We start from the raw sequence: 22,696 nt of genomic DNA on the forward strand, positions 1-22,696 counted from the left end.
GGTTTATTCCTCGTCCTCTCGCAGCCGCTTCAACGCCTGCGCCGCCTGATCGTGGTGGCGGGGCTTGAGGTGGGCGCCCAGGGTCGCCAGCACCGCCGCGATCACCGCCGCGTCGTCGGTGAAGCCGATGCCGGCGAAGATGTCGGGAATGGCGTCCACCGGCATGACGAAATAGGCCAGCGCCCCCAGGATCAGCCCCTTGGCCGCCAGCGGCGTCTTGGGATCCTGGGCGGCGTACCAGGCGGCCATCGCCTGTCCGGCGAAGGGGATGCGGGCGGCGGTGCGCCGCATCTTGGGCCAGAAGCCCTTGCGCACGCGCATCTCGTTCACCTTCTGCACGGCGGGAACCAGGGCCTTTTCAGGATTGATGGCGTCATCAGGCGACACCCCGTTGGTCTTTGCGGTCATGGCCGCTAAATCCTCGCACGAGCACTCGGTTCAATCGAATATAGGACGACTTTCATGAAACTCGACGCTTCGATCGCAGCAGTGGTGACGGGCGGGGCTTCGGGCCTCGGCGAAGGCACGGCGCGCGCCCTGGCGGCCAAGGGCGTCAAGGTCGCCCTGTTCGACCTGAACGAAGAGCGCGGCGAGGTCATCGCCCAGGAGATCGGCGGCGTCTTCTGCAAGGTGGACGTGACCTCGGACGACAGCGTCGCCGCCGGCTTCGCCAAGGCTCGCGCCGCCCACGGCCAGGAGCGCCTGACCGTCAACAGCGCCGGGATCGCCACCGGCCAGAAGACCGTCAGCCGCAAGAAGGACACCGGCGAGATCCGCGCCCACGACATGGCCCAGTTCGAGCGCACCGTCTCGATCAACCTGTTCGGCACCTTCCGCGTCCTGTCGCAGTCGGCGGCGGGCATGGTCACGCTGGAGCCGATGGAGGACGGCGAGCGCGGCCTGATCATCAACACCGCCTCGGTCGCGGCCCAGGACGGCCAGATCGGCCAGGCCGCCTATTCGGCGTCCAAGGGCGGCGTCTACGCCATGACCTTGCCGGTGGCGCGCGACCTGATGAACGAAGGCGTGCGGGTCAACACCATCCTGCCGGGCATCATGTGGACGCCGATGATGGCGGGCATGGACCAGAAGGTGCAGGACGCCCTGGCCGCCATGATCCCCTTCCCCAAGCGCCTGGGCACGCCGGCCGACTACGCCGCCCTGGCCCTGCATCTGGCCGAGAACACCTACATCAACGGCGAGTGCATCCGTCTGGACGGGGCGATCCGTCTCGCGCCTCGCTAAGGCGATGAGCGGCAAGGCCGCTAACGCTCGCCGCGCGGCGGCTCGCTGCTTGAGCGGGCAGGGCGCGTAGCGGCGGCAGCAGCTGCGCTTTGAAGCGGCCTCCGAGGCGTCCGAGCGGGCGTTTCGGGGGCCGTTTTCGTGTGAAGTTTCAGGGCTATTCGAAAAAAATCGACGGATTGGACGAAAATCGAAAAAGGGGCTTGCGCGATCCGAAGTCGGTCCGCTATACGCCCCTTCCTCGACGGGGAGCAGCACATCGCTCCCAACGGAGTGCGGGCGTAGCTCAGGGGTAGAGCATCACCTTGCCAAGGTGAGGGTCGGGCGTTCGAATCGCCTCGCCCGCTCCAGTCGAAAGGGAAAACGGGGTCCGGCCGCAAGGTCGGGCCCCGTTTCCTTTTGCGCCCTGTCCATCGCCGCACGTGAAAAAGGCCCGACGATCCCGTCAGGCCTTTTCGCATTCCCTCCTCCGACCTTACAGCCCCAGCGCGGCGCGGATGTCGCGCCAGTCGACGTATTTGAAGTTCTGGGTTCCGGTGTCGTTGACGTCGTCCTGGATGACCACCAGGCCCTCGGGGAAGGGTCCGACCGGACCGCCCAGGGCGGCCAGGCCGTCGGTGCCCGTCACCCCGTCGACCGTCCCGTCCACGACCACGAAGCGGCCCTTGAACTGCGGCTCTGCGCCGTCGATGCGCCAGACGGGGAAGGTCGAGTCGCCCTGGCTGGAGGCGATCAGATAGCGCGCTTCGCCGTCGGTCAGCGTCGTCAGCCCCTCGGCGTCGGCGACCAGCAGCCCCGGCGCGACCGGCTGGACCAGGGTGCGCGCCCCGCGCGAGGCCGGGTCGAGGCCGTAGCGCCACAGGCCGACGTTCTCCTCGGCGATATAGAGGGCGTCGGTCGCCGGGTCGGCGGCGCAGCCTTCGGAGATGGAGCCGATCTCGGCGCGGCGGACCAGTTGCGCGGAGGGGCGGCCGTCGGCCCCGGCGGCGACGATGAACTGACGCAGCTCGCCCTCATGCCCGACCAGGACGGCGTGCACCTCCTCGCCGCGCCGGGCGAAGCAGAAGCCGTAGGGCTCGACCACGTCGGTGGCGATGGAGCCCCAGTAGCGCACCTTGTTGTCGCCGGTCCCGGCCGGGTCGAACAGATAGAGGGCGACGCCGGTGCGGCCCGGCGTGCGTTCGCTGGCTCCGATCAGCAGTTGCGGGCGGCCGTCGAGGCTCAGGCCCTCGACCACGTCGACGTTGTTCAGCAGCCCCTCGGGCATGAACTGCAGAATGGCCCCGTCGAAGCCGTAGACGTAGAGGCCCGCCTTCTTGTCGGTGCCGACGACGAAGCCGGGGGTCTGGACGTCGCCGATGGTCACGGGGGTCTTGGAAGCCCAGACGGCGGGATCGTCGGCCGCGTCGTCGCCGACGGTGCCGACCGAGGGCGTCTCCAGCACGGCGCGCACGGGCGCGCCCTGGCCGACGAAGCCGCCGCCCTCGCCCTGATAGTCCGCCTCGTGTCCGGCGCAGGCGGCCAGAAGCAGGGCGGGGGCCAGAAGGCCGGCGAGCGAACGCAGGGGCAGGGAGGCGGGCATGAGCGGAGCTTTCCGTCCGAATGAGGAATGCCCGCCCGAAACACGCGCGCGAAAGGACGGTCAACGGCGCCGCCGCGACGGTTCGGCGATGGTTCGACAACGGATGATCCGGATCGGGACGAACTGTCGTCATCCCGTGTTCCGCTCGCAGATTCCTTTTCGTGAAACCGTCGCGGCCGCGTCGTCGCGGCGCATTAGCCATCCCGCCGGAACCGGGCCGCCAGAAGCGGCGCTGGCCTTCGGGGATATGGACATGAAGCTCGGACTTCTTCTCAGCGCGGCGAGCCTGCCGCTGGTTTTCGCTGTCGCCGCCCAAGCTGCTGACGCCAGGGCTGCCGACGTCGCGGTTGACGCCGCTCCGGCCGTCGCGGCCGCCCCGGCGGGCGACGGCCTGATCGGTCGCGTCGTCAACGCCGACGGCTCGCCCCTGCCGGGCGCCGAGATCATCGACCGCGTCAGCGGCCGCCGCGCGGTCAGCAACAGCCAGGGCGAGTTCAACCTGGGCGGCGTCTCGGGCCAGGTCACGCTGGAGGCCCGCTACATCGGCCTGCCGACCGCGACCCAGACGGTCGCCGCCGCGCCGGGCCGCCTGACCTCGGTCACCGTCATGATGGGCTCGGGCGATGCGGTCGCCGTGGCCGACGTCATCGTCAACGGCGTCATCACCGAGGGCGTGGCCCGCTCGCTGAACCAGCAGAAGAACGCCGACGGCGTGATCAACGTCCTGTCGGCCGACGCCATCGGCCGCTACCCCGATCCGAACGTGGCGGAATCCCTGCAGCGCGTGCCGGGCATCGCCATCCAGCGCGACCAGGGCGAGGGCCGCTACATCAACGTGCGCGGCGCGCCGTCGGCCTTCACCGCTGTGTCGGTGGACGGGGTGACGGTTCCGGCCGTCGATCCGGGCACGCGCGCGGTCGACCTGGACACCCTGCCCAGCGACATCGTCTCCAACATCGAGATCTCCAAGACCCTGCTGCCGAGCCAGGACGCCGATTCCATCGCCGGCGCCGTCAACATCAAGACCCGCTCGCCCTTCGACCAGCGTCGCCTGGCCGTCAGCGGCTATGCCGGCGGCAGCTACAACGACTACGGCGGCGAGGACATCCGCGCGGGCGCCACGGCGTCGAACGTCTTCGGCGCGGACCAGACCTTCGGCGGCCTGCTGTCCTACTCCTACTCCAAGACCAACCGCCGCCCCGACAACGTCGAGTCCGGCTGGACCAAGATGAAGACGCCGGAAGGCGGCGAGGTGTTCGCCCTCGAGGAAAGCCTGTTCAAGGATTACGACACCGAGCGCACGCGCCAGTCGATCAACGGCTCGCTGGAGTTCCGACCGTCGGACGCCTATCGCGCCTGGGTGCGCGGCTCGTTCGCCCAGTTCGAGGACGACGAATACCGCAACCAGCTGCTGCTGACCTATGACGAAGGAAAGCTTCAGGCCGGCGCCACCGACCGCAAGGCGACCTTCAATGAGGTGACGGTCGAGCGCCAGCTGCGCCACCGCACCCAGAAGAACGAAATCCTGACCCTGACGACCGGCGCCGAGCGCATCTTCGGCAACGGCGCGGTGTGGGACGCGAACATCTCGTGGGCCAGCAGCGAGCAGACCTATCCGAACCGCAACGAGCTGCTGTTCCGGTCGCGGGCCAAGCCGTCGGTCACCTATGACTTCACCGGCGATCACTACCAGCCGACCTATTCGATCTTCACGACCGGCGAACACATGGATGCGGCGCAATACCGCTTCCGCGAGAACGCCTTCCGTTCCAGCACGACCGAGCAGGACGAACTGACCTTCCAGACCAATTTCGAGTTGCCTTCGGTCATCGGCGGCCGCGAGATCACCTGGAAATTCGGCGGCAAATACCGCACCCGCGACATCTCGGCCGACGAGGACCGCTTCCGCAGCCGTGACGCCGCCCATGCGCCGTCGCAGTCCTACGCCGACCTGCTGACGGGCTCGGACTCGCGCAACTACGACTATCTGTTGGGCAAGAAGTTCAACAACGGCCTGGTGGACGACTACTTCGGCCAGATGCGCCCGCTGTCGCCGATCCGTCCGGCGGATTCCATCGCGGCGGACTATACGGCCAAGGAAGACATTCTGTCGGCCTACGCCCAGGGCCGCCTGGACATCGGCGCGACCAACATCATCTTCGGCCTGCGCGTAGAGAACACCAAGTTCGAGGGCGAGGCCGCCAGCCTGATCGATAACGACGGCACCAAGCCCTATGACATGGCGCGGGTCGATCGCGACGACACCGAGTTCTTCCCCAACCTGACGGTCCGCCACAGCTTCTCGGACAATCTGATCGGCCGCTTCGCCCTGACGCGCTCGATCTCGCGCCCCGAGTTCAACCAGATCGTCCCGCGTCGTATCGAAGAGACCGACGGCACGGACATCTCGTATGAGATCGGCAACCCGGACCTGCAGCCGACGCTGTCGAACAACGTCGACTTCGGGCTGGAGTACTACTTCGCCTCGCTGGGCGTGGTGTCGGCCAACGCCTTCTACAAGGATCTGACCGACTACCGTTACATCCTCAAATACGAGGACAAGGTGACGATCGACGGGACCGAGTTCGACGCCGAGTTCGAGACCCCCATCAACGCCCCGAACGGCCACCTGATGGGCCTAGAGCTGAACTGGCAGCAGAAGTTCAGCTTCCTGCCGGGCTGGGCCTCGGGCTTCGGCGTCTTCGCCAACTACACCTGGACCGACGCCGAGATCGAAACGGCCCAGGCCTATGGCGGCCGCAACAAGTTCTCGCTGCCGGGTCAGTCGGAGAATAACTACAACCTGGCCCTCTTCTACGAGATGGCCGGCTTCAGCGCCCGCCTCAGCTACACCAAGCGCAGCGACTATCTGGAAGAGATCAACGCCGACGATCCCGACTTCGACCTGTTCGTCGAAGGCCGTGAGCAGTTGGACTTCACCGCCTCCTACGACTTCGGCAACGGGGTCGAGGTGTTCGGCGAGGCCAAGAACCTGACCGACTCGGCGGGCGTTCGCTACTACGGCTCGCGCGAGCGGACCTATGAGTACGAGAAGTTCGGCTACAACGTCTTCATGGGCGTGCGCTTCAAATACTGATCGGTCCATAGCGGCTGAAAATGGAAGGCCGGGCGGCGACGCCCGGCCTTTTGCTTTCGTCGGCCCCTCCTTTAGTCTTTCTCGGCATGGTCCCCGACGCGATCCGGGCCTATATGGACCGTGGCGGTTGACCCCGCCGGGGTCGGCGCTAGTGTCCGCGCCGCTCTCTTCCCCAGCGCCTGAACGATCAGAGGACCATATGGCCGACGCCGCTTCCCAGACCTACGACGTGGTGATCATCGGGGGCGGGCCGGGCGGCTACAACGCCGCCATCCGCGCCGGACAACTGGGGCTGAAGACCGCCCTGATCGAAAAGCGCGCGACCCTGGGCGGCACCTGCCTGAACGTCGGCTGCATGCCGTCGAAGGCCCTGCTGCACGCCTCGGAACTGTATGAGGCCGCCAACGTCGAATTCGCCGGCATCGGCATCGAAGTGAAGCCCAAGCTGAACCTGGCCCAGATGCACAAGGCCAAGGACGACAGCGTCGAGGCTCTGACCAAGGGCATCGAATTCCTGATGAAGAAGAACAAGGTCGACGTGGTGAAGGGCTTCGGCCGCATCGTCGGCCAGGGCAAGGTCGAGGTCGAAGCCGAGGGCGGCGCCAAGACCACGCTCGAGACCAAGAACATCGTCATCGCCACCGGCTCCGAGCCGACCCCCCTGCCGGGCGTCGCCTTCGAGGACGGCAAGGTCATCGACTCGACCGGCGCCCTATTCCTGCCCAAGGTGCCCAAGCATCTGATCGTCATCGGCGCGGGCGTCATCGGCCTTGAGCTCGGCTCGGTCTGGCGTCGTCTGGGCGCCCAGGTCACGGTCGTGGAGTTCCTCGACAAGGTCGGGGCGGGCATGGACGGCGAAGTCGCCACCGCCTTCCAGCGCGGCCTGACCAAGCAGGGCATGACCTTCCGCATGGGCACCAAGGTCACCGGCGCCAAGACGTCCAAGGACGGCGTGGAGCTGACCCTCGAACCCGCCAAGGGCGGCGAGGCGGAAACCCTGAAGGGCGACGTGGTGCTGGTCGCCATCGGCCGCCGTCCCTACACCGAAGGCCTGGGGCTCGAGACGGTCGGCGTCACGCCGGACGCGCGCGGCTTCATCGCCAACGACCACTTCAAGACCTCGGCGCCGGGCGTCTGGGTCATCGGCGACGTGACGCACGGCCCGATGCTGGCCCACAAGGCCGAGGAAGACGCCGTGGCCGTGATCGAACTGATCGCGGGCAAGCCGGGCCACGTCGACTACGACCTGGTGCCGTCGGTCATCTACACCGGCCCGGAAGTGGCCTGGGTCGGCAAGACCGAAGAGGCGCTGAAGGCCGCAGGCGTCAACTACAAGAAGGGCAAATTCCCCTTCGCCGCCAACAGCCGCGCCAAGATTAACCATGAGACCGAGGGCTTCGTGAAGGTTCTGGCCGACGCCGCGACCGACAAGGTTCTGGGCGTCCACATCTACGGCCCGCAGGCGGGCGAGCTGATCGGCGAGGCCTGCATGACCATGGCCTTCGGCGGCGCCTCGGAAGACGTGGCCCGCACCTGCCACCCGCACCCGACCCGCTCGGAAGCCTTCCGTCAGGCCGCCATGGGCGTCGAAGGCTGGACGATGCAGGCGTAAGCCTCACCGGCTTCAGACCGCGATCTGAACGGCGCGCTCCGCACGGGGCGCGCCGTTTTTCGTTGCCGAAACTTAACTTGCTGGCCTCGGCGGGCGTCTTCAGTTTCACCGCGAAACGGCGGGAGCGAGGGTGAAGCGATGCGTTTGGCGATTGGATTGGCGGCGGCGGCCTGGGCGGTGATCGGTTCTGTCGCCTCGGCGCAGGACTATCGACCCACGTTTCACCCTGACCAGTTGAAAGGCCCTCCGGCAGGCGCGTTCAATGAGGTTCTGGTGCTGGGCTCGCCGCACCTTTCCGCCCTGCCGGACAGCTTCCGGCCCGAGCTGTTGGAGCCCTTGCTTGATCGGTTGGCGACTTGGCGACCGACGGCGATTGCGGTCGAGAACCTATCGGGTCTGCAGTGCGATGCTATGAAACGCCAGCCGACACGCTATGCCTCGACGATTAGAAGTTATTGCTATGATCCGGCCAAGGCCGGTGAAGCCGCTGCATTGGATGTTCCGGGCGCCAATGTCGAAGTCGAGCGCGTTCTGGCGGACTGGCCGGAGACGCTTTCGTCAACACAGAGGCGACAGCTCGCCCTACTTTTTCTGGCCGCCGGAGAAGCGCCGTCCGCCGTGGTCCAGTGGCTGCGCCTGCCTGAAAGCGAGCGGTTGGCCCAGGACGGGCTGACGGAGGAGTTGGTTGCCGAACTGAACCGTCGGATGACGCGTCGCAATGAGACCGAGCTGATCGCCGCGGCTCTGGCGGCGCGTCTGGGCCTGGAGAGGTTGTGGGCCGTTGATGACCACACGGCTTCTTCCGACATTCGACCGGACGAGCAGGAGGGCTATCGCCAGGCCATCATGGGATCTTGGGACAACCCGAATTCAAAGGCGCGAAAGGAAGCCTCAGCGGCGTTGGGCGCTGGTCTGGAGCGTCCAGGCGGCTTGTTGGCGATGTATCGGGCCTACAATGATCCGGCTGAAGCCGTAGCGGCCTATCGCTCCGACTTCGGCGCGACCCATGTGGAGCCGTCGCCCGAGGCGTTCGGGCGACGCTACCTGGGCTATTGGGAGACTCGCAACCTGCGCATGGTCGCCAACATCCGCGACGTGCTGGGGCGCTATCCGGGCACGCGGATGCTGACCATCGTCGGCGCCTCGCACAAAGGCTATTACGAGGCCTATCTGAACCAGATGCACGACGTGCGGCTGGTCAGTTCCGACGCGGTTCTGCGTTAGCGGCCCATTCCGCGGCCAGCACGGCGTAGATGAATTCATCGCCCCAGACGCCGTTGAAACGGTCGTTCTGGATCAGGTGCGCCTCACGCCGGAAGCGCAGCCGCTCGACCAGGCCGATGGAGCCCTGGTTGTCCGTGTCGAGGCGGGCGTAGAGGCGATGCAGGCCGAGGCTGGAGAAGCAGACGCCGACCAGGGCGCGCACCGCCTCGGCGGCGTAGCCCTGGCCGGCGAAGGCCGGGTTGAAGATGTAGCCGATCTCGGCCTGCAGGGCCGCCTTGCTGGCCAGCCTAAGGAAAAGCTCGCCCAGCAGGGCTCCATCCGCGCGTCGCGTCACCGCAAGCCGTGCGACGTCGCCGTCCTCGGTGAAGGCGTTCGCTGTTTGCAGAGTTTTGCGCGCTTCTTCGGCGCTCGGCGGCGCGGCGTAGAGGTAGCGATAGACCTCGGGCAGGGCGTGGTAGGCGTAATAGGCGTCGAAATCGTCCGGGCGGAAGGCGCGCAGCGACAGGCGTTCGGTTTCGATGGGCAGGACGGGAAGCGACATGGCGGCCTTGTCTGGACGAGAGGGCCACGTACATGTGGAGCCTTGGGTGTTTCGCAACAGGAGCCTCGCATGGATCTTCAACTCACCGGCAAGCGCGCCCTGGTCTGCGGCGGCTCCAGCGGCCTGGGGCGGTCGGTGGCGACGGCGCTTGTGGCCGAGGGCGCGCACGTGGCCCTGCTGTCGCGCGATGCGGCCAGGCTTCAAACCGTGGCCGACGAACTGAACGCCATGGGGCCGGGCCGGGCGGTCATCGCCCCGGCCGATCTGGCCGATCACGAGGCCCTGCTGAAGGCGGTGGACGTCGCTGAGGCCGGGCTGGGCGGGCCGATCCAGATCCTGTTGAACAACACGGGCGGGCCGCCGCCGTCGGGCGTGGCGGGGCTGGACCCGGCGCTGTGGCGCGAGCAGTTCGAGGCCATGGTGCTGTCGGTCTTCCGCCTGACCGACCGGGGTCATGCCGGGGATGCGGGCCATGGGCTGGGGGCGGGTGCTGAACGTCGCCTCGACCAGCGTGATCGAACCGATCGGGACGCTGGGCGTGTCCAACACCCTGCGCGCCTCGGTGGCGGCCTGGGCCAAGACCCTGGCGGGCGAGGTGGCGGCCAATGGGGTGACGGTCAACACCCTTCTGCCCGGCCGGATCGACACCCCGCGCATCGAGCGGCTGGACGCCGCCCGCGCCGCAGCGACTGGCGTCGAACCCGCCGAGGCCCGTGCGGAATCGGTCAAGTCCATCCCCGCCGGACGCATCGGCGCGACCGAGGAGTTCGGCGCCGTCGCCGCCTTCCTGGCCAGTCCGCTGGCGGGCTATGTCACCGGCTCCCTGATCCGCATCGATGGCGGAGCGGTCAAGGCGATCTGATTGGCCTAGGACCGAGGCGCGGCCTGCGGCGTCGGACGACGGGCCAGGCCGCCTAGGGCGATGCGGCCCCGGCCATAGTCCAGCGTCACCTGGCTGAACCGGGTCAGGACGTCGGCGCCCAGCAACAGGGCGGGACGGTCGATCAGGTTCAGGATGCGAAAGGCGTGCAGGTCGCCGAACAACAGAGGCGTCGGCCCCAGATCGCGCCGCGCCAGGCGCAGATCTGCCAGTTCGCCGGACCGCACCAGCAAGGACTGGCCGATCACGCCATAGACGCGCACCAAGGGACGCTCGACCCGGCCCAGGCGCGAATCCAGCGCCCGCATCAGGGCGCGGTTGCCGATCGAATATTGGGCGCCGCTGTCGATGAAGGCGACGGCCGGGACGCCGTCGGCCGCGACCTGGGTCAGGATCAACTGGCTGAAACGCCCCGAGCGGACATCGGTGATGTCCAGACCCACGCGGCTGGCGCGTCCGCCGAAGGACAGGCCGCGCCGCACGACGTCGACGCCCGAGGCCGCGATCATGACCCGGCGGCGCCGCAGGTCCAGGGTCAGCCGGAAGCGCGACAGCACGTCCAGCCCCAGAAGACCGTCGGCCCCCAGCAGCCCATAGGGAAAGACCGGCAGGACCAGGTCGGCGAACCGTCGCTCGGAAAAGGCCAGATGGGGCAGGCGCACGGTCGGCGTCATCTGGGCGGTGGTGATGCCGTGCACCAGGACGGGCGGGCCGGGCGGAAGGTCCAGCGCCTGCGCCAGCCGGTCGGAGATCGCGCTGCGCTCTGCGCCCGTGTCGATGACGAACAGCGCCTTGCGCCCGTCCAGATCGACCTCGACCCCGATGCGGGTCAGCAGGTTCGCCAGCAGGCGCGCCTCGGCGTCGGGCGAAGCGGGAGGCGTCTGTCTCGTCGAATCCTGCGCCCAGGCCGGGGCGGCCAGAACAAGCCCGGTCTGGGCCAGCAGGCTCAGGGCCATGCGACGGCTGGGGGCGAGGCGATCGGTCTCAGAAACGAGAATCGGCCTGTGCACGCGCGTGAACTCCCGTTCCGCGATCCCCAGGCCGGAATTCTGGCGCCTTTTCGAGGTGCTGAAAAGTCCGTTTGCGGAGGGTCAGCCGCGCGGATGGGCCTGAGCATAGGCGGCCAGCAGGCGGGCGGCGTCGACCTGGGTGTATTTCTGCGTCGTAGACAGGCTGGCGTGGCCCAGCAGCTCCTGGATCGAGCGCAGGTCGGCGCCGGCGCCCAGCAGGTGGGTGGCGAAGCTGTGGCGCAGGGCGTGGGGCGTGGCCGAGGCGGGCAGGCCGAGGCGCCCGCGCAGCCGCTGCACGGTCGCCTGCACATGACGGGCGCTCAAGGGGCCGCCGCGCCGCGCCCGGAACAGGGCCTGATCCGCGTCGATGACGAAGGGCTGCAGCGCCAGATAGGCCTGCGTCGCCTCGCGCACCTGCGGCAGGACGGGGACCATCCGCGTCTTGTCGCCCTTGCCGGTGATGCGCAAGGATTCGGGCAGTGGGGTGTCCGACCGCTTCAGCGACAGAGCCTCCGAAATCCGCAGGCCGCAGCCGTAGAGCAGGGTCAGGACGGCGCGGTCGCGCGCGGCCTCCCACGGCTCCATGTCGGGATCAGCCTCGGGTTCGTGCAGCAGGCCCTTGGCCTGATCCTCGCTGACCGGGCGGGGCAGGGACGGCTTGACCTTGGGCCCCCGTACAAGAGCCAGCTGGGGCGTCGCTACGCCGAGGCGCCGGTCAAGAAAGGCGTGAAAGCCCCGGATGGCGGCCAGGGTCTGGCTGAGCGAGCGGGCGTTCAGCGGGCGATCTCCGTTGCGGCGCTCGGCCAGATGGGCGCGCGCCTCGGCCGCTGTGACGGACCCCAGGTCGGCCGCGCTTTGGGGGCCGCCGCGATGGCGCTCCAGAAAGGCCAGATACAGCCGGCCGATGTGGCCATAGGCCTCCAGCGTGCGCGGCGACAGGCGGCGCTCATGGGCCAGATGCTCCAGCCAGGCGGCCAGGGCGTCCTGCGAAGTCATGGAGGGGGCGTTCAGGCGTCCAGCGGCCATCGCTCGGCCATGCGTTCGACCACGCGGGCGACGAAGGCCACCAGTTCGCAGCCCATGGCGGGGGTGAAGCCGTCTTCCTCGCCCGAGCCGAAGGCGCACAGGGCGGCGCGGGGCGCGGCGGCGCCCGGCAGGCGCAGGTTCATCCGCACCAGGGCGACCGAGGCGACCTCGCCCTCGGCCGGGCCGAACAGGCTGAGGCCGGTGAAGTTGGGGCCGAGCCAGTGCAGGCCGTCCTCGCCCAGCAGGGCGTCGACGCGGCCCGGCTCCAGCGCCTTCCAGCCGAAGGGGACGGCGCCCGGTTTTTCGATCGCCACGGCGGCGCCGGCCAGGCCGAAACGCCCCTGCGTCACGGCGTCCAGGCAGCGCGCCAGTTCGGCGTGGGTCTGGGCCTCCATCAGGTCCAGAGCGGCGACGTGGGTCTGGGTCTGGGCGGCGAAGTTGGCGCGGGCGATCTCTTCGATCAGCTTGCGCGCCCCGGCCTCGCGCTGGGCGACGGCCTCCAGCCGCGCCAGGGCGGCGCGGCCGAAGTCGACGACGTTGCGGCCGGTGGCGGCGAGGCCCAGCTCTTCCAGCAGGGCGCGATCATCCAGCAGGTGTTCGGCGTGATCGCCCAGCCAGGCGCGCACCTGCGGCCAGTGCAGGCCCGCCGCCGGGTCGGAAGAGAGGTCCAGGGAAGTGCTCAAACGGACCTCTCGTCGGGTCAGAAACTACAGAATCGACTGACCGGTCTTGCCCCAGTCGGCCAGGAAGGCATCCAACCCCTTGTCGGTTAACGGGTGCTTTACCAGGGCCTTGAAAACGTCGGCCGGAATGGTGGAGGCGTCGGCGCCGGCCAGCGCCGCGGCGGTCACATGGTCCGCATTGCGCACCGAGGCGGCCAGGATTTCCGTGCTGAAGTCGTGGATGTCGTACAGGGTGCGGATGTCTTCCAGCAGGCCCACGCCATCGGCGCCGACATCGTCCAGACGACCGACGAAGGGCGAGATGAAGGTCGCGCCCGCCTTGGCCGCCAGCATGGCCTGGGCCGCCGAGAAGCACAGGGTGACGTTGGTCTTGATCCCCTTGTCGGCGAAGGCGCGGGTGGCGCGCAGGCCGTCCCACGTCAGCGGCAGCTTGACCACGACGTTGGGGGCGATGGAGGCCAGCTTGTCGCCCTCCTTGACCATGGTCTCGAAATCGGTGGCCACGGCCTCGGCCGAGATCGGCCCCTCGACCAGGGCGCAGATTTCGGCGATGACCTCGGCGATGTTGCGACCCGACTTGGCGATCAGGCTAGGATTGGTGGTGACGCCGTCCACCATCCCGGTGGGCAGCAAATCCTTGATGACGGCGACGTCGGCGGTGTCGAGAAAGAGTTTCATGGAGAAGAGTTCTAACCCTGACCAACGCGAAGGGCGACTCTCATTCTTTTCCTCCCCACTCTGTGGGGAGGGGGACCACGTAGTGGTGGAGGGGCTTCTGTCAGCAGAACCAGGCAGCCCCTCCGTCACGGTCGCTGCGCGACCGCGCCACCTCCCCACGAAATGGGGAGGAGAAGCCGCGTGAAGGTCGCCTCCGTCCTCATTCCCCTGCCGGTGCCGGAAGCCTTCGACTATGCGGTTCCCGAGGCGCTGTCGGTCGCGCGCGGCGATCAGGTCGCCGTGCCGCTGGGCCCGCGCCTGATCCGGGGCGTGGTGGCCGAGGTGTTCGAGACGACCGGCTCCAACCGGCGCCTCAAGGCGGTCGAGCAGGTGCTGGACGATCCGCGCCTGCCGGAGCGGACGCTGGACTTCGTCGAATGGGCGGCGCGCTGGACCCTCAGCCCGCCCGGCGAGATGGCGGCGACGGCGCTGAAGGGGCTGCGCGCGCCCCGGCCCCGGCCCGAGCGGCGGGTGCGGCGCGTCGAGGGGCGCAATCCCGCCCGCCCCACGGCGGCGCGGACGGCGGTGCTGGAGGCGCTGGGCGCGCGGTCCATGCCCGGCCCTGATTTGGCGCGGGCGGCGGGCGTCTCGTCCGGCGTGGTCAAGGGGCTGGTCGATGAAGGCGTGCTGAAGGCGTTCGAGGTCGAGGCTGTCGCCGCCTTCGACGCGCCCGATCCCGACCATGCGCCGGCGACCTTGAACCCGGATCAGGCGGCCTCGGCGGCGGCCATCGCCGAGGCGACAGCGGCGGGCGGCTTCGCGCCCTTCCTGCTGGACGGGGTGACGGGCTCGGGCAAGACAGAGGCCTATCTGGAGGCGGCGGCGCGGGCGCTGCGGGCCGATCCGACGGCGCAGGTGCTGATCCTGTTGCCTGAGATCGCCCTGACCCAGGCGGTGATCGAGCGCATCACCGCCCGCTTCGGCGTCGCACCGGCCGAATGGCATTCCGGCGTCGCCCCGCCGCGCCGACGACAGGCGTGGGAGGCGGTGGTCGCCGGGCGCTGCAACATCGTGGTCGGCGCGCGCTCGGCCCTGTTCCTGCCCTACGCCAACCTGCGCCTGATCGTGGTGGACGAGGAGCACGACGGCTCGTTCAAGCAGGAGGAGGGGCTGGTCTATCACGGCCGCGACCTGGCCGTGGCGCGGGCGCGGATCGAGGGGGCGGCGGTGGTGCTGGCCTCGGCCACCCCGTCGCTGGAGACGCTGTGGAACGCCCATCAGGGACGGTATCGCTGGCTGAAGCTGGCGGCGCGGCATGGGGCGGCGGTGCTGCCCGAGATCGGCCTGATCGACCTGCGCGAATGTCCGCCCGACCCGCAGACCTGGCTGTCCCAGCCTTTGCGCGAAGCCATCGGCGAGACGCTGGCGCGGGGCGAGCAGAGCCTGCTGTTCCTCAACCGGCGCGGCTATGCGCCGGTGGTGCTGTGCCGGTCGTGCGGGCACCGGCTGACGGCGCCGGATACGGATTCCTGGCTGGTCGAGCATCGCTACACCGGGCGGCTGGTCTGCCACCTGACCGGCTTCTCCATGCCCAAGCCCAAGGCCTGCCCGTCATGCGGGGCCGAGGATACTCTGGTCCCGGTCGGGCCGGGCGTCGAGCGGGTCGAGGAGGAGGTGCGGCAGTTGTTCCCGCAGGCGCGCACGGCTGTCTTCAGCTCGGACACCGTGCCGGACGGCAAGTCGGCCCGCGCCCTCATACAAAGCATGGCCGACGGCGAGATCGACATCCTGGTCGCCACCCAGGCTGCGGCGAAAGGCCACAACTTCCCGCGCCTGACCCTGGTCGGGGTGGTCGATGCGGACTTAGGGCTTCGCGGCGGCGATCTGCGCGCGGCCGAGCGGACCTATCAGCTGCTGGCCCAGGCTACGGGCCGGGCGGGGCGGGCGGACAAGCCGGGCCGCGCCCTGCTGCAGACCTGGACGCCCGAGCATCCGGTGCTGCAGGCCCTGGCGGCGGGCGACCGCGACGCCTTCGTCGAGGCGGAGATGGCTGAGCGCGAGGCGGCGTCCCTGCCGCCGCACGGCCGTCTGGCGGCGCTGATCCTGTCCAGCGAGAACGCGATGGCGGTCGAGAAGGTCGCCCGCGATCTGGCCGAGGCCATCCCCAACGCCGAACGGCTGGAGGTCTATGGCCCCGCCGACGCGCCTTTGGCGCTGGTGCGCGGGCGGCGAAGGAAGCGGCTGTTGGTGCGCGCCGACCGCGACGTGAACCTGCAGGCCTTCCTGCGCGCCTGGCTGGCGCGGGTGAAGGTTCCAGCCTCGGTGCGGCTGACGGTGGACGTGGATCCTTATAGTTTCCTGTAAGGCGTGCTGGCGCCTACCCACTCTCCGTCATCCTCGGGCTTGACCCGAGGATCGGTCCATCCGCCTCCGCGACTTTGGAGAGGGCGAGCGCGCCCGCCGCTCGATCCTCGGGTCAAGCCCGAGGATGACGGTGGAGTGAGGGGTAAGGGCGAGAGCCGCGCCTACCTCGGCCCGGTCAGCCTGATCTCGAACAGGCTGGGCCAGTTCTTGCCGGTGACGAACAGGCGGCGGTTCTGCGCGTCCCAGGCGATGCCGTTCAGCACGTCGTCGACCGGATCCTTCACCTGATCCTTGGGCAGCAGGCCGCTGAGGTCGATGACGCCCACCACTCGGCCGGAAGCAGGGTCGATGCGGACGATGTAGTCGGTCCGCCAGACGTTGGCCCAGACCTCGCCGTCGATCCATTCCAGTTCGTTCAACTGGCGCACCGGGCGGCCGTTCAGGGTGACGGAGACGCGGCCGGTCTCGGCCTGGGTGTCGGGATCGAGGAAGCGCAGGGCAGCCGATCCGTCCGACAGGATCAGGCGCGTTCCGTCGTGCGTCAGTCCCCAGCCTTCGCCCGCGTAGGCGAAGCGGGAGACGGGCTTCAGGTCGTCCGCATTCCAGATGAAGCCGACGCCGTTGATCCACGACAGGGAGAAGACGCGGCCGTCTTTCTCGGTCAGGCCTTCGCCGAAGAACTCGGGCTCGAGTTCGCGCTTCTGCAGCACGACGCCGTCCTCCAGCCGCACGCGGCGCACGCTGGAAGGGTTGCGGCCGGTGCTCTCGATCAGCACGCCGTCGCGGATGACCAGCCCCTGGGTGAAGGCGGTCGGGTCGTGGGGGAAGGTCCGCACCACCTCATAGCCGTAGACCGGAACGCGGGACGGTGCGGGCTGAGTGGAAGAAGAAGGGGCCGGCCCCGGCGCTTGCGCCGCCGCCGACGCGGGAAGCGCCAGCAGAAGCGTCGCCAGGACCGGCCCGATACGCACGCTTAGACGCCGGGCTCGGCGGTTTCGGCCTTGTTGAGGGCGGCCTGGGCGGCTTCCTCGGCCTGGTTCTTTCTGATCTGGGCGTTGCGCGACCACATGTTCAGGCCCTCGACCAGGGCCGAGAAGGCCATGGCGGCGTAGATATAGCCCTTGGGCACGTGGACGCCGAAGCCGTCGGCGATCAGCACGGCGCCGATCATCAGCAGGAAGCCCAGGGCCAGCATGACCACGGTCGGGTTCTTGTCGATGAAGTTCGCCAGCGGGTCGGCCGCCAGAAGCATGGTCAGAACGGCGATGACCACGGCGATCATCATGATCGGCACGTGATCGGTCATGCCGACCGCGGTCAGGATGGAGTCGACCGAGAACACCAGGTCCAGCAGGATGATCTGGAAGATGGCCGAACCGACGTTGTTGATGACGACGTCCTTCTTGTCCTTCTCAAGCAGGTGGTCGTTCGACGGCGTGGTGTCGACGGCGTGGTGGATTTCCTTCGTCGCCTTCCAGACCAGGAAGAGGCCGCCGGCGATCAGGATCAGATCGCGCCAGGAGAAGGCGGTGTCGAAGGTCTCGCCGTGGATGCCCAGGTCGAAGACCGGCTGGGTCAGGCCGACGATCCAGCCGATGGCGGCCAGAAGGCCCAGGCGCATGACCAGGGCCAGGCCGATGCCGATACGGCGCGTGCGCTGGCGGTGCTCGGGCGGGAGCTTGTTCGAGAGGATCGAGATGAAGATCAGGTTGTCGATCCCCAGCACCACCTCCATGACCACGAGGGTCACAAGGGCCGCCCAGGCGGCGGGATCGGTCAACAGCGGGGTTATGCTTTCGAGCATCGGGTGTCCTGATGGGTGTTGGAAGGTTTTCGGTAACGGGAGCGTGAGCGCGCATCAAGCGTCGGATGGCGTCGTCGTCGTCGCAGGCCCTCCTGTCGAACCCAGCTTGACCGGTCCTATTCGACCAAAGAGAGCGCGGGTGCGGCGTTATCGTTCCGCGCCCCTCGGTTGCGAGGCGAGGCCTTGCATGGTATCAGCCGCGCGGCTTTAGCGAAGGGCGTATCGAAAGATGCGTCCCCAGCGTGCTTTCTACAAGCATTTCAGGCCCTTGGCTGGCGCAGGCGACTGCGGCCGGTCTTGATCCAAACGCTTCAGACGCGGACCAAATATAAGTGGCGGACGATTTCAGGACGACGGAAGTCGGCGGACGGTATGCACAGGCGCTGTTCGACCTCGCGGACGAGACGGGGGCGCTGGACGCCGTGCGCGCCGATCTGGCTGCGCTAAAGGCGGTCTGGCTGGACAGCGCGGATCTGCGCCGTCTCGCCACCTCGCCTATCGTGGCGTCGGCTGATCAGGCCAAGGGCCTGGCCGCCATCGCCGACAAGGCCAAGTTCAATGCGACGACGCGCAACTTCCTGGGTCTGCTGGGCCAGAACGGCCGCGCGTCGGACCTGCCGGGCGTGATCGCCGGCTTCGAGGCGCTGTACGCCAAGAAGGCGGGCGTCGTGGCCGCCGAGGTGGTTTCGGCCGTGGCGCTGAGCGCCGCCCAGACCAAGAAGATCCAGGCCGAGCTGCGCGCCGCCCTGGGCCGTGATCCCGAACTGACCGCCCGCGTCGATCCGACGATCCTGGGCGGCCTGAAGGTCAAGGTGGGCTCGAAGCTGTTCGACGCCTCGCTGAAGACCAAGCTCGACCAGATGACTTTTGCGCTGAAGCGCGCCTAAGCCCCGAATTCCAGATCAAGCCGGGCCAGCGGGCCCGCACCGAAGACGAAAGCCGAAAGAGCCAATCATGGATATCCGCGCCGCCGAAATCTCGGCCATCCTCAAGTCGCAGATCGCCAACTTCGGCGTGGAAGCCGACGTCTCGGACGTCGGCCAGGTGCTGTCGGTCGGCGACGGCATCGCGCGCATTCACGGTCTGGACAACGTCCAGGCCGGTGAAATGGTCGAGTTCACCAAGGCCGGCGTGAAGGGCATGGCCCTGAACCTGGAACGCGACAACGTCGGCGCCGTGATCTTCGGCGCGGACGCCGCCATCGCCGAAGGCGACGACGTGCGCCGCCTGGGCGAGATCGTGGACGTGCCGGTCGGCAAGGGCCTGCTGGGCCGCGTCGTCAACCCGCTGGGCGAGCCGATCGACGGCAAGGGCCCGATCCAGTTCACCGAGCGCCGCCGCGTCGACGTGAAGGCCCCTGGCATCATCCCGCGCAAATCGGTTCACGAGCCGATGCAGACGGGCATGAAGGCGATCGACACCCTGATCCCGGTCGGCCGCGGCCAGCGCGAGCTGATCATCGGCGACCGTCAGGTCGGCAAGACCGCCGTCGCCATCGACACCATCCTGAACCAGAAGGCCGTCAACAAGTCGGACGACGAGTCGGCCAAGCTGTACTGCATCTACGTCGCCATCGGTCAGAAGCGTTCGACCGTGGCCCAGATCGTCAAGACCCTCGAGGAGTCCGGCGCGCTGGAATACACCATCGTCGTGGCCGCCACGGCGTCGGAGCCGGCCCCGCTGCAGTTCCTGGCCCCGTTCGCCGGCACCGCCATGGGCGAGTATTTCCGCGACAACGGCATGCACGGCCTGATCATCTATGACGACCTGTCCAAGCAGGCTGTGGCCTATCGCCAGATGTCGCTGCTGCTGCGCCGTCCGCCGGGCCGTGAAGCCTATCCGGGCGACGTCTTCTACCTGCACAGCCGCCTGCTGGAGCGTTCGGCCAAGCTGAACGAGGACTACGGCTCGGGCTCGCTGACCGCCCTGCCGATCATCGAAACCCAGGCCAACGACGTGTCGGCCTACATCCCGACCAACGTGATCTCGATCACCGACGGCCAGATCTTCCTGGAATCGGACCTGTTCTATCAGGGCATCCGTCCGGCCGTGAACGTCGGCATCTCGGTGTCGCGCGTGGGCTCCTCGGCCCAGATCAAGGCCATGAAGCAGGTCGCCGGTTCGATTAAGGGCGAGCTGGCCCAGTATCGTGAAATGGCCGCCTTCGCGAAGTTCGGCTCGGATCTGGACGTCTCGACCCAGCGCCTGCTGGCCCGCGGCGCCCGCCTGACCGAGCTGCTGAAGCAGCCGCAGTACTCGCCGCTGGCCGTCGAAGAGCAGGTCGTGTCCATCTACGCCGGCACGCGCGGCTACCTGGACGGGATCGAAGTGGCTCAGGTCGGCCGTTTCGAGAGCGAACTGCTGGCGCGCATCCACGCCAACCACGCCTCGCTGCTGGACGGCATCCGCACCAAGAAGGCCCTGACGCCCGAGCTGGAAGCCGAGCTGAAGGACATCCTGGCGGCCTTCGCCAAGACCTTCGCCTGATCGTTCGGCCCTGTAGTCAAAGGAAGAGCAGAGCCGGATGGCTAGCCTCAAGGAAATGCGCGATCGGATCGGAAGCGTCAAAGCGACGCAGAAGATCACGAAAGCCATGCAGATGGTCGCCGCGGCCAAGCTGAAGCGCGCCCAGGACCAGGCCGAAAGCGCCCGGCCCTATGCGCAGCGGATGGCCTCGGTCATCGCCAACCTGGCGGCCGGCGTCGGCGACGACGGCCCGCGCCTGATGACCGGGACCGGCGCCGACCAGAAGCATCTGGTCGTCGTCGCCACGGCCGACAAGGGCCTGGCGGGCGGGTTCTCGACCAACGTCATCCGCGCCGCGCGGGATCACATCAACAGCCTGATCGCCAACGGCAAGACCGTCGAGATCGTGGCCGTCGGCCGCAAGTCGCGCGACCAGCTGACCCGTCTGTTCGGCGACAAGGTCGTCAAGACCTTCGAGCTGAGCGAACACAAGACGGTGGGCCTGCATTCGGCCCAGCCGATCGCCGAGCTGCTGGCCGAAAAGTTCGAGGCGGGCGAGGCCGACAAGGTCACCCTCTTCTACAGCCAGTTCAAGTCGGTGATCTCTCAGGTCCCGTCGTCGCGTCAGCTGGCCCCGGCCGAAGTCGACGCGGACGCCTCGGCCGAGGCCGGCGCGCTCTATGAGTATGAGCCGTCGGAAGAGGACATCCTCGAGACCCTGCTGCCGCGCAACCTGACGACGCAGATCCTGGCCGCCCTGCTGGAGAACCAGGCCGGCTTCTTCGGCGCCCAGATGGCCGCGATGGACAACGCCACGCGCAACGCGGGCGACCTCATCAGCGCCCTGACGCTGCAGTACAACCGTTCCCGCCAGGCTCAGATCACCACCGAGCTGATCGAGATCATCGCCGGCGCTGAAGCGCTCTGATCCCGACACAGCTGACATTCGACACGGACAAAAACCCGATGACCGACACCACCGCCCCCAAGAAACCCGCCGCCAAGAAGCCGGCCGCTCCCAAGAAGGCCGCCGCTCCGAAGGCCGCCGTCGCGACCGTCGCGGGCCAGGGCAAGATCGCCCAGGTCATCGGCGCCGTCGTCGACGTCGAGTTTGAAGGCCACCTGCCGGCGATCCTGAGCGCCCTGGAGACCCAGAACGTCGACCAGAAGACGGGCGAGCCCTTCACCCTGGTTCTGGAAGTCGCCCAGCACCTGGGTGAGAACATGGTCCGCGCCATCGCCATGGACACGACCGAAGGCCTGACCCGCGGTCAGCCCGTCGTCGACACCGGCAAGTCGATCATGGCCCCGGTCGGCCCCGGCACGCTCGGCCGCATCATGAACGTCGTCGGCCAGCCGATCGACGAAGCCGGTCCGATCCTGACCACTGAATACCGTCCGATCCACAAGGAAGCCCCGACCTTCGACGAACAGTCGACCTCGGCGGAAATCCTGGTCACCGGCATCAAGGTCATCGACCTGATCTGCCCCTATACCAAGGGCGGCAAGACCGGCCTGTTCGGCGGCGCCGGCGTGGGCAAGACCGTGACCATGCAGGAACTGATCAACAACATCGCCAAGGCTTACGGCGGTTACTCGGTTCTGGCTGGCGTGGGCGAACGCACCCGCGAAGGCAACGACCTGTATCACGAGATGATCGAGTCCAACGTGAACGTGGACCCGGCCAAGAACAACGGCTCGACCGAAGGCTCCAAGTGCGCCCTGGTCTACGGCCAGATGAACGAGCCGCCGGGCGCCCGCGCCCGCGTCGCCCTGACCGGCCTGTCGATCGCGGAATACTTCCGTGACGAGGAAGGCAAGGACGTGCTGCTGTTCGTCGACAACATCTTCCGCTTCACCCAGGCCGGCTCGGAAGTGTCGGCCCTGCTGGGCCGCATCCCCTCGGCCGTGGGCTATCAGCCGACGCTGGCCACCGAGATGGGCAACCTGCAGGAGCGCATCACCTCGACCAAGAAGGGCTCGATCACCTCGGTCCAGGCCATCTACGTCCCCGCCGACGACCTGACCGACCCGGCCCCGGCCGCCTCGTTCGCCCACCTGGACGCCACGACCGTTCTGTCGCGCGACATCGCCGCCCAGGCCATCTTCCCGGCCGTGGACCCGCTGGACTCCACCTCGCGGATCATGGACCCGCTGGTCATCGGCGAGGAGCACTATCAGGTCGCTCGCCGCGTCCAGGAAATCCTGCAGCAGTACAAGGCGCTGAAGGACATCATCGCCATCCTGGGCATGGACGAGCTGTCGGAAGACGACAAGCTGGTCGTGTCGCGCGCCCGCAAGATCCAGCGCTTCCTGTCGCAGCCCTTCTTCGTGGCCGAACAATTCACCGGCTCGCCGGGCAAGTTCGTCGAGCTGGCCGACACTATCCGCTCGTTCAAGGCGATCTGCGACGGCGAATACGACCACCTGCCGGAAGCCGCCTTCTACATGGTCGGTGCCATCGAAGAGGCCGTCGAGAAGGCCGCCAAGATGGCTGCGGAAGCCTAA

19 protein-coding genes, 1 tRNA gene and 1 pseudogene are annotated in these 22,696 nt (G+C 68.1%); 12 read left to right on the forward strand and 9 right to left on the reverse strand.

What is annotated here, in order from left to right:
* Positions 1–3: 3 nt before the first annotated feature.
* The gene (locus FGL25_RS00670; RefSeq protein ID WP_003166321.1) at positions 4–408 is read right to left on the reverse strand and encodes a YkvA family protein; all 405 of its coding nucleotides are present in this window, start codon (positions 406–408) and stop codon (positions 4–6) included.
* A 54-nt stretch (positions 409–462) separates the two neighbouring features.
* Here FGL25_RS00670 and FGL25_RS00675 point away from each other — a divergent pair, with 54 nt between their 5' ends.
* Entirely contained in the window at positions 463–1,245 is a 783-nt protein-coding gene (locus tag FGL25_RS00675; protein WP_138140666.1) for an SDR family oxidoreductase, read from the forward strand.
* Between the two features lie 272 nt (positions 1,246–1,517).
* Positions 1,518–1,592, forward strand: a tRNA-Gly gene (locus tag FGL25_RS00680).
* 125 nt (positions 1,593–1,717) lie between these two features.
* On the opposite strand, the gene FGL25_RS00685 is transcribed toward FGL25_RS00680, so the two are convergent.
* Positions 1,718–2,824 (reverse strand): phytase, encoded by a 1,107-nt coding sequence (locus FGL25_RS00685; protein WP_138140667.1) that lies wholly within the window; start codon positions 2,822–2,824, stop codon positions 1,718–1,720.
* A 253-nt stretch (positions 2,825–3,077) separates the two neighbouring features.
* Here FGL25_RS00685 and FGL25_RS00690 point away from each other — a divergent pair, with 253 nt between their 5' ends.
* The 3 genes from FGL25_RS00690 to FGL25_RS00700 all read left to right on the forward strand — a co-directional run bounded on the left by FGL25_RS00690 (position 3,078) and on the right by FGL25_RS00700 (position 8,757).
* Positions 3,078–5,921, forward strand: coding sequence for a TonB-dependent receptor (locus tag FGL25_RS00690; RefSeq protein ID WP_138140668.1), 2,844 nt, complete (start codon positions 3,078–3,080; stop codon positions 5,919–5,921).
* Between the two features lie 199 nt (positions 5,922–6,120).
* Positions 6,121–7,533, forward strand: a complete 1,413-nt coding sequence (lpdA, locus tag FGL25_RS00695; protein WP_138140669.1) for a dihydrolipoyl dehydrogenase — start codon at positions 6,121–6,123, stop codon at positions 7,531–7,533.
* 138 nt (positions 7,534–7,671) lie between these two features.
* Positions 7,672–8,757 carry a DUF5694 domain-containing protein gene (locus FGL25_RS00700; RefSeq protein WP_138140670.1) on the forward strand — a complete coding sequence of 362 codons (1,086 nt, stop codon included), beginning with the start codon at positions 7,672–7,674 and terminating at the stop codon, positions 8,755–8,757.
* Here the strand turns inward: FGL25_RS00700 and FGL25_RS00705 are convergent.
* A complete protein-coding gene (locus tag FGL25_RS00705) occupies positions 8,732–9,298 on the reverse strand; it encodes a GNAT family N-acetyltransferase (RefSeq protein WP_138140671.1) in 567 nt (188 codons plus the stop codon). The two genes, FGL25_RS00700 and FGL25_RS00705, sit on opposite strands and share 26 nt — an antisense overlap.
* 69 nt (positions 9,299–9,367) lie before the next feature.
* Between FGL25_RS00705 and FGL25_RS17080 the strand changes: the two are divergent.
* Positions 9,368–9,685 (forward strand): annotated as a pseudogene (locus FGL25_RS17080) (SDR family NAD(P)-dependent oxidoreductase); the annotation flags it as partial.
* Positions 9,686–9,752: 67 nt separating this feature from the next.
* A complete protein-coding gene (locus FGL25_RS17085) occupies positions 9,753–10,160 on the forward strand; it encodes an SDR family oxidoreductase (protein WP_252969932.1) in 408 nt (135 codons plus the stop codon).
* Positions 10,161–10,165: 5 nt separating this feature from the next.
* Here FGL25_RS17085 and FGL25_RS00715 read toward each other — a convergent pair whose 3' ends face one another.
* The 4 genes from FGL25_RS00715 to fsa form a co-directional block, all read right to left on the reverse strand.
* A complete protein-coding gene (locus FGL25_RS00715; RefSeq protein WP_138140672.1) occupies positions 10,166–11,134 on the reverse strand; it encodes a pepsin/retropepsin-like aspartic protease family protein in 969 nt (322 codons plus the stop codon).
* A gap of 135 nt (positions 11,135–11,269) precedes the next feature.
* Positions 11,270–12,184, reverse strand: coding sequence for a tyrosine recombinase XerC (locus FGL25_RS00720; RefSeq protein ID WP_138140673.1), 915 nt, complete (start codon positions 12,182–12,184; stop codon positions 11,270–11,272).
* Between the two features lie 11 nt (positions 12,185–12,195).
* Entirely contained in the window at positions 12,196–12,897 is a 702-nt protein-coding gene (locus FGL25_RS00725; protein WP_138140674.1) for a DUF484 family protein, read from the reverse strand.
* A gap of 24 nt (positions 12,898–12,921) precedes the next feature.
* Positions 12,922–13,575, reverse strand: coding sequence for a fructose-6-phosphate aldolase (fsa, locus tag FGL25_RS00730; protein ID WP_003166309.1), 654 nt, complete (start codon positions 13,573–13,575; stop codon positions 12,922–12,924).
* A gap of 162 nt (positions 13,576–13,737) precedes the next feature.
* Between fsa and FGL25_RS00735 the strand changes: the two genes are divergently transcribed.
* Positions 13,738–15,918 carry a primosomal protein N' gene (locus FGL25_RS00735; RefSeq protein ID WP_197733785.1) on the forward strand — a complete coding sequence of 727 codons (2,181 nt, stop codon included), beginning with the start codon at positions 13,738–13,740 and terminating at the stop codon, positions 15,916–15,918.
* Positions 15,919–16,079: 161 nt separating this feature from the next.
* Here FGL25_RS00735 and FGL25_RS00740 read toward each other — a convergent pair whose 3' ends face one another.
* Together FGL25_RS00740 and FGL25_RS00745 are read right to left on the reverse strand one after the other, a co-directional pair.
* On the reverse strand, positions 16,080–16,889 hold the full coding sequence (locus tag FGL25_RS00740) for a glutaminyl-peptide cyclotransferase (protein ID WP_252969934.1): 810 nt from the start codon (positions 16,887–16,889) through the stop codon (positions 16,080–16,082).
* Positions 16,890–16,891: 2 nt separating this feature from the next.
* On the reverse strand, positions 16,892–17,722 hold the full coding sequence (locus tag FGL25_RS00745) for a TerC family protein (RefSeq protein ID WP_128114898.1): 831 nt from the start codon (positions 17,720–17,722) through the stop codon (positions 16,892–16,894).
* A 332-nt stretch (positions 17,723–18,054) separates the two neighbouring features.
* Between FGL25_RS00745 and FGL25_RS00750 the strand changes: the two genes are divergently transcribed.
* The 4 genes from FGL25_RS00750 to atpD all read left to right on the forward strand — a co-directional run bounded on the left by FGL25_RS00750 (position 18,055) and on the right by atpD (position 22,696).
* Positions 18,055–18,609 (forward strand): F0F1 ATP synthase subunit delta, encoded by a 555-nt coding sequence (locus FGL25_RS00750; RefSeq protein WP_138140676.1) that lies wholly within the window; start codon positions 18,055–18,057, stop codon positions 18,607–18,609.
* Between the two features lie 67 nt (positions 18,610–18,676).
* Positions 18,677–20,209 (forward strand): F0F1 ATP synthase subunit alpha, encoded by a 1,533-nt coding sequence (gene atpA, locus FGL25_RS00755; protein ID WP_046652460.1) that lies wholly within the window; start codon positions 18,677–18,679, stop codon positions 20,207–20,209.
* 37 nt (positions 20,210–20,246) lie between these two features.
* On the forward strand, positions 20,247–21,116 hold the full coding sequence (locus FGL25_RS00760; RefSeq protein ID WP_138140677.1) for a F0F1 ATP synthase subunit gamma: 870 nt from the start codon (positions 20,247–20,249) through the stop codon (positions 21,114–21,116).
* A gap of 38 nt (positions 21,117–21,154) precedes the next feature.
* On the forward strand, positions 21,155–22,696 hold the full coding sequence (gene atpD, locus FGL25_RS00765; protein ID WP_076222865.1) for a F0F1 ATP synthase subunit beta: 1,542 nt from the start codon (positions 21,155–21,157) through the stop codon (positions 22,694–22,696).

Source organism: Brevundimonas vancanneytii (assembly GCF_901421975.1).
GTDB lineage: Bacteria > Pseudomonadota > Alphaproteobacteria > Caulobacterales > Caulobacteraceae > Brevundimonas > Brevundimonas diminuta.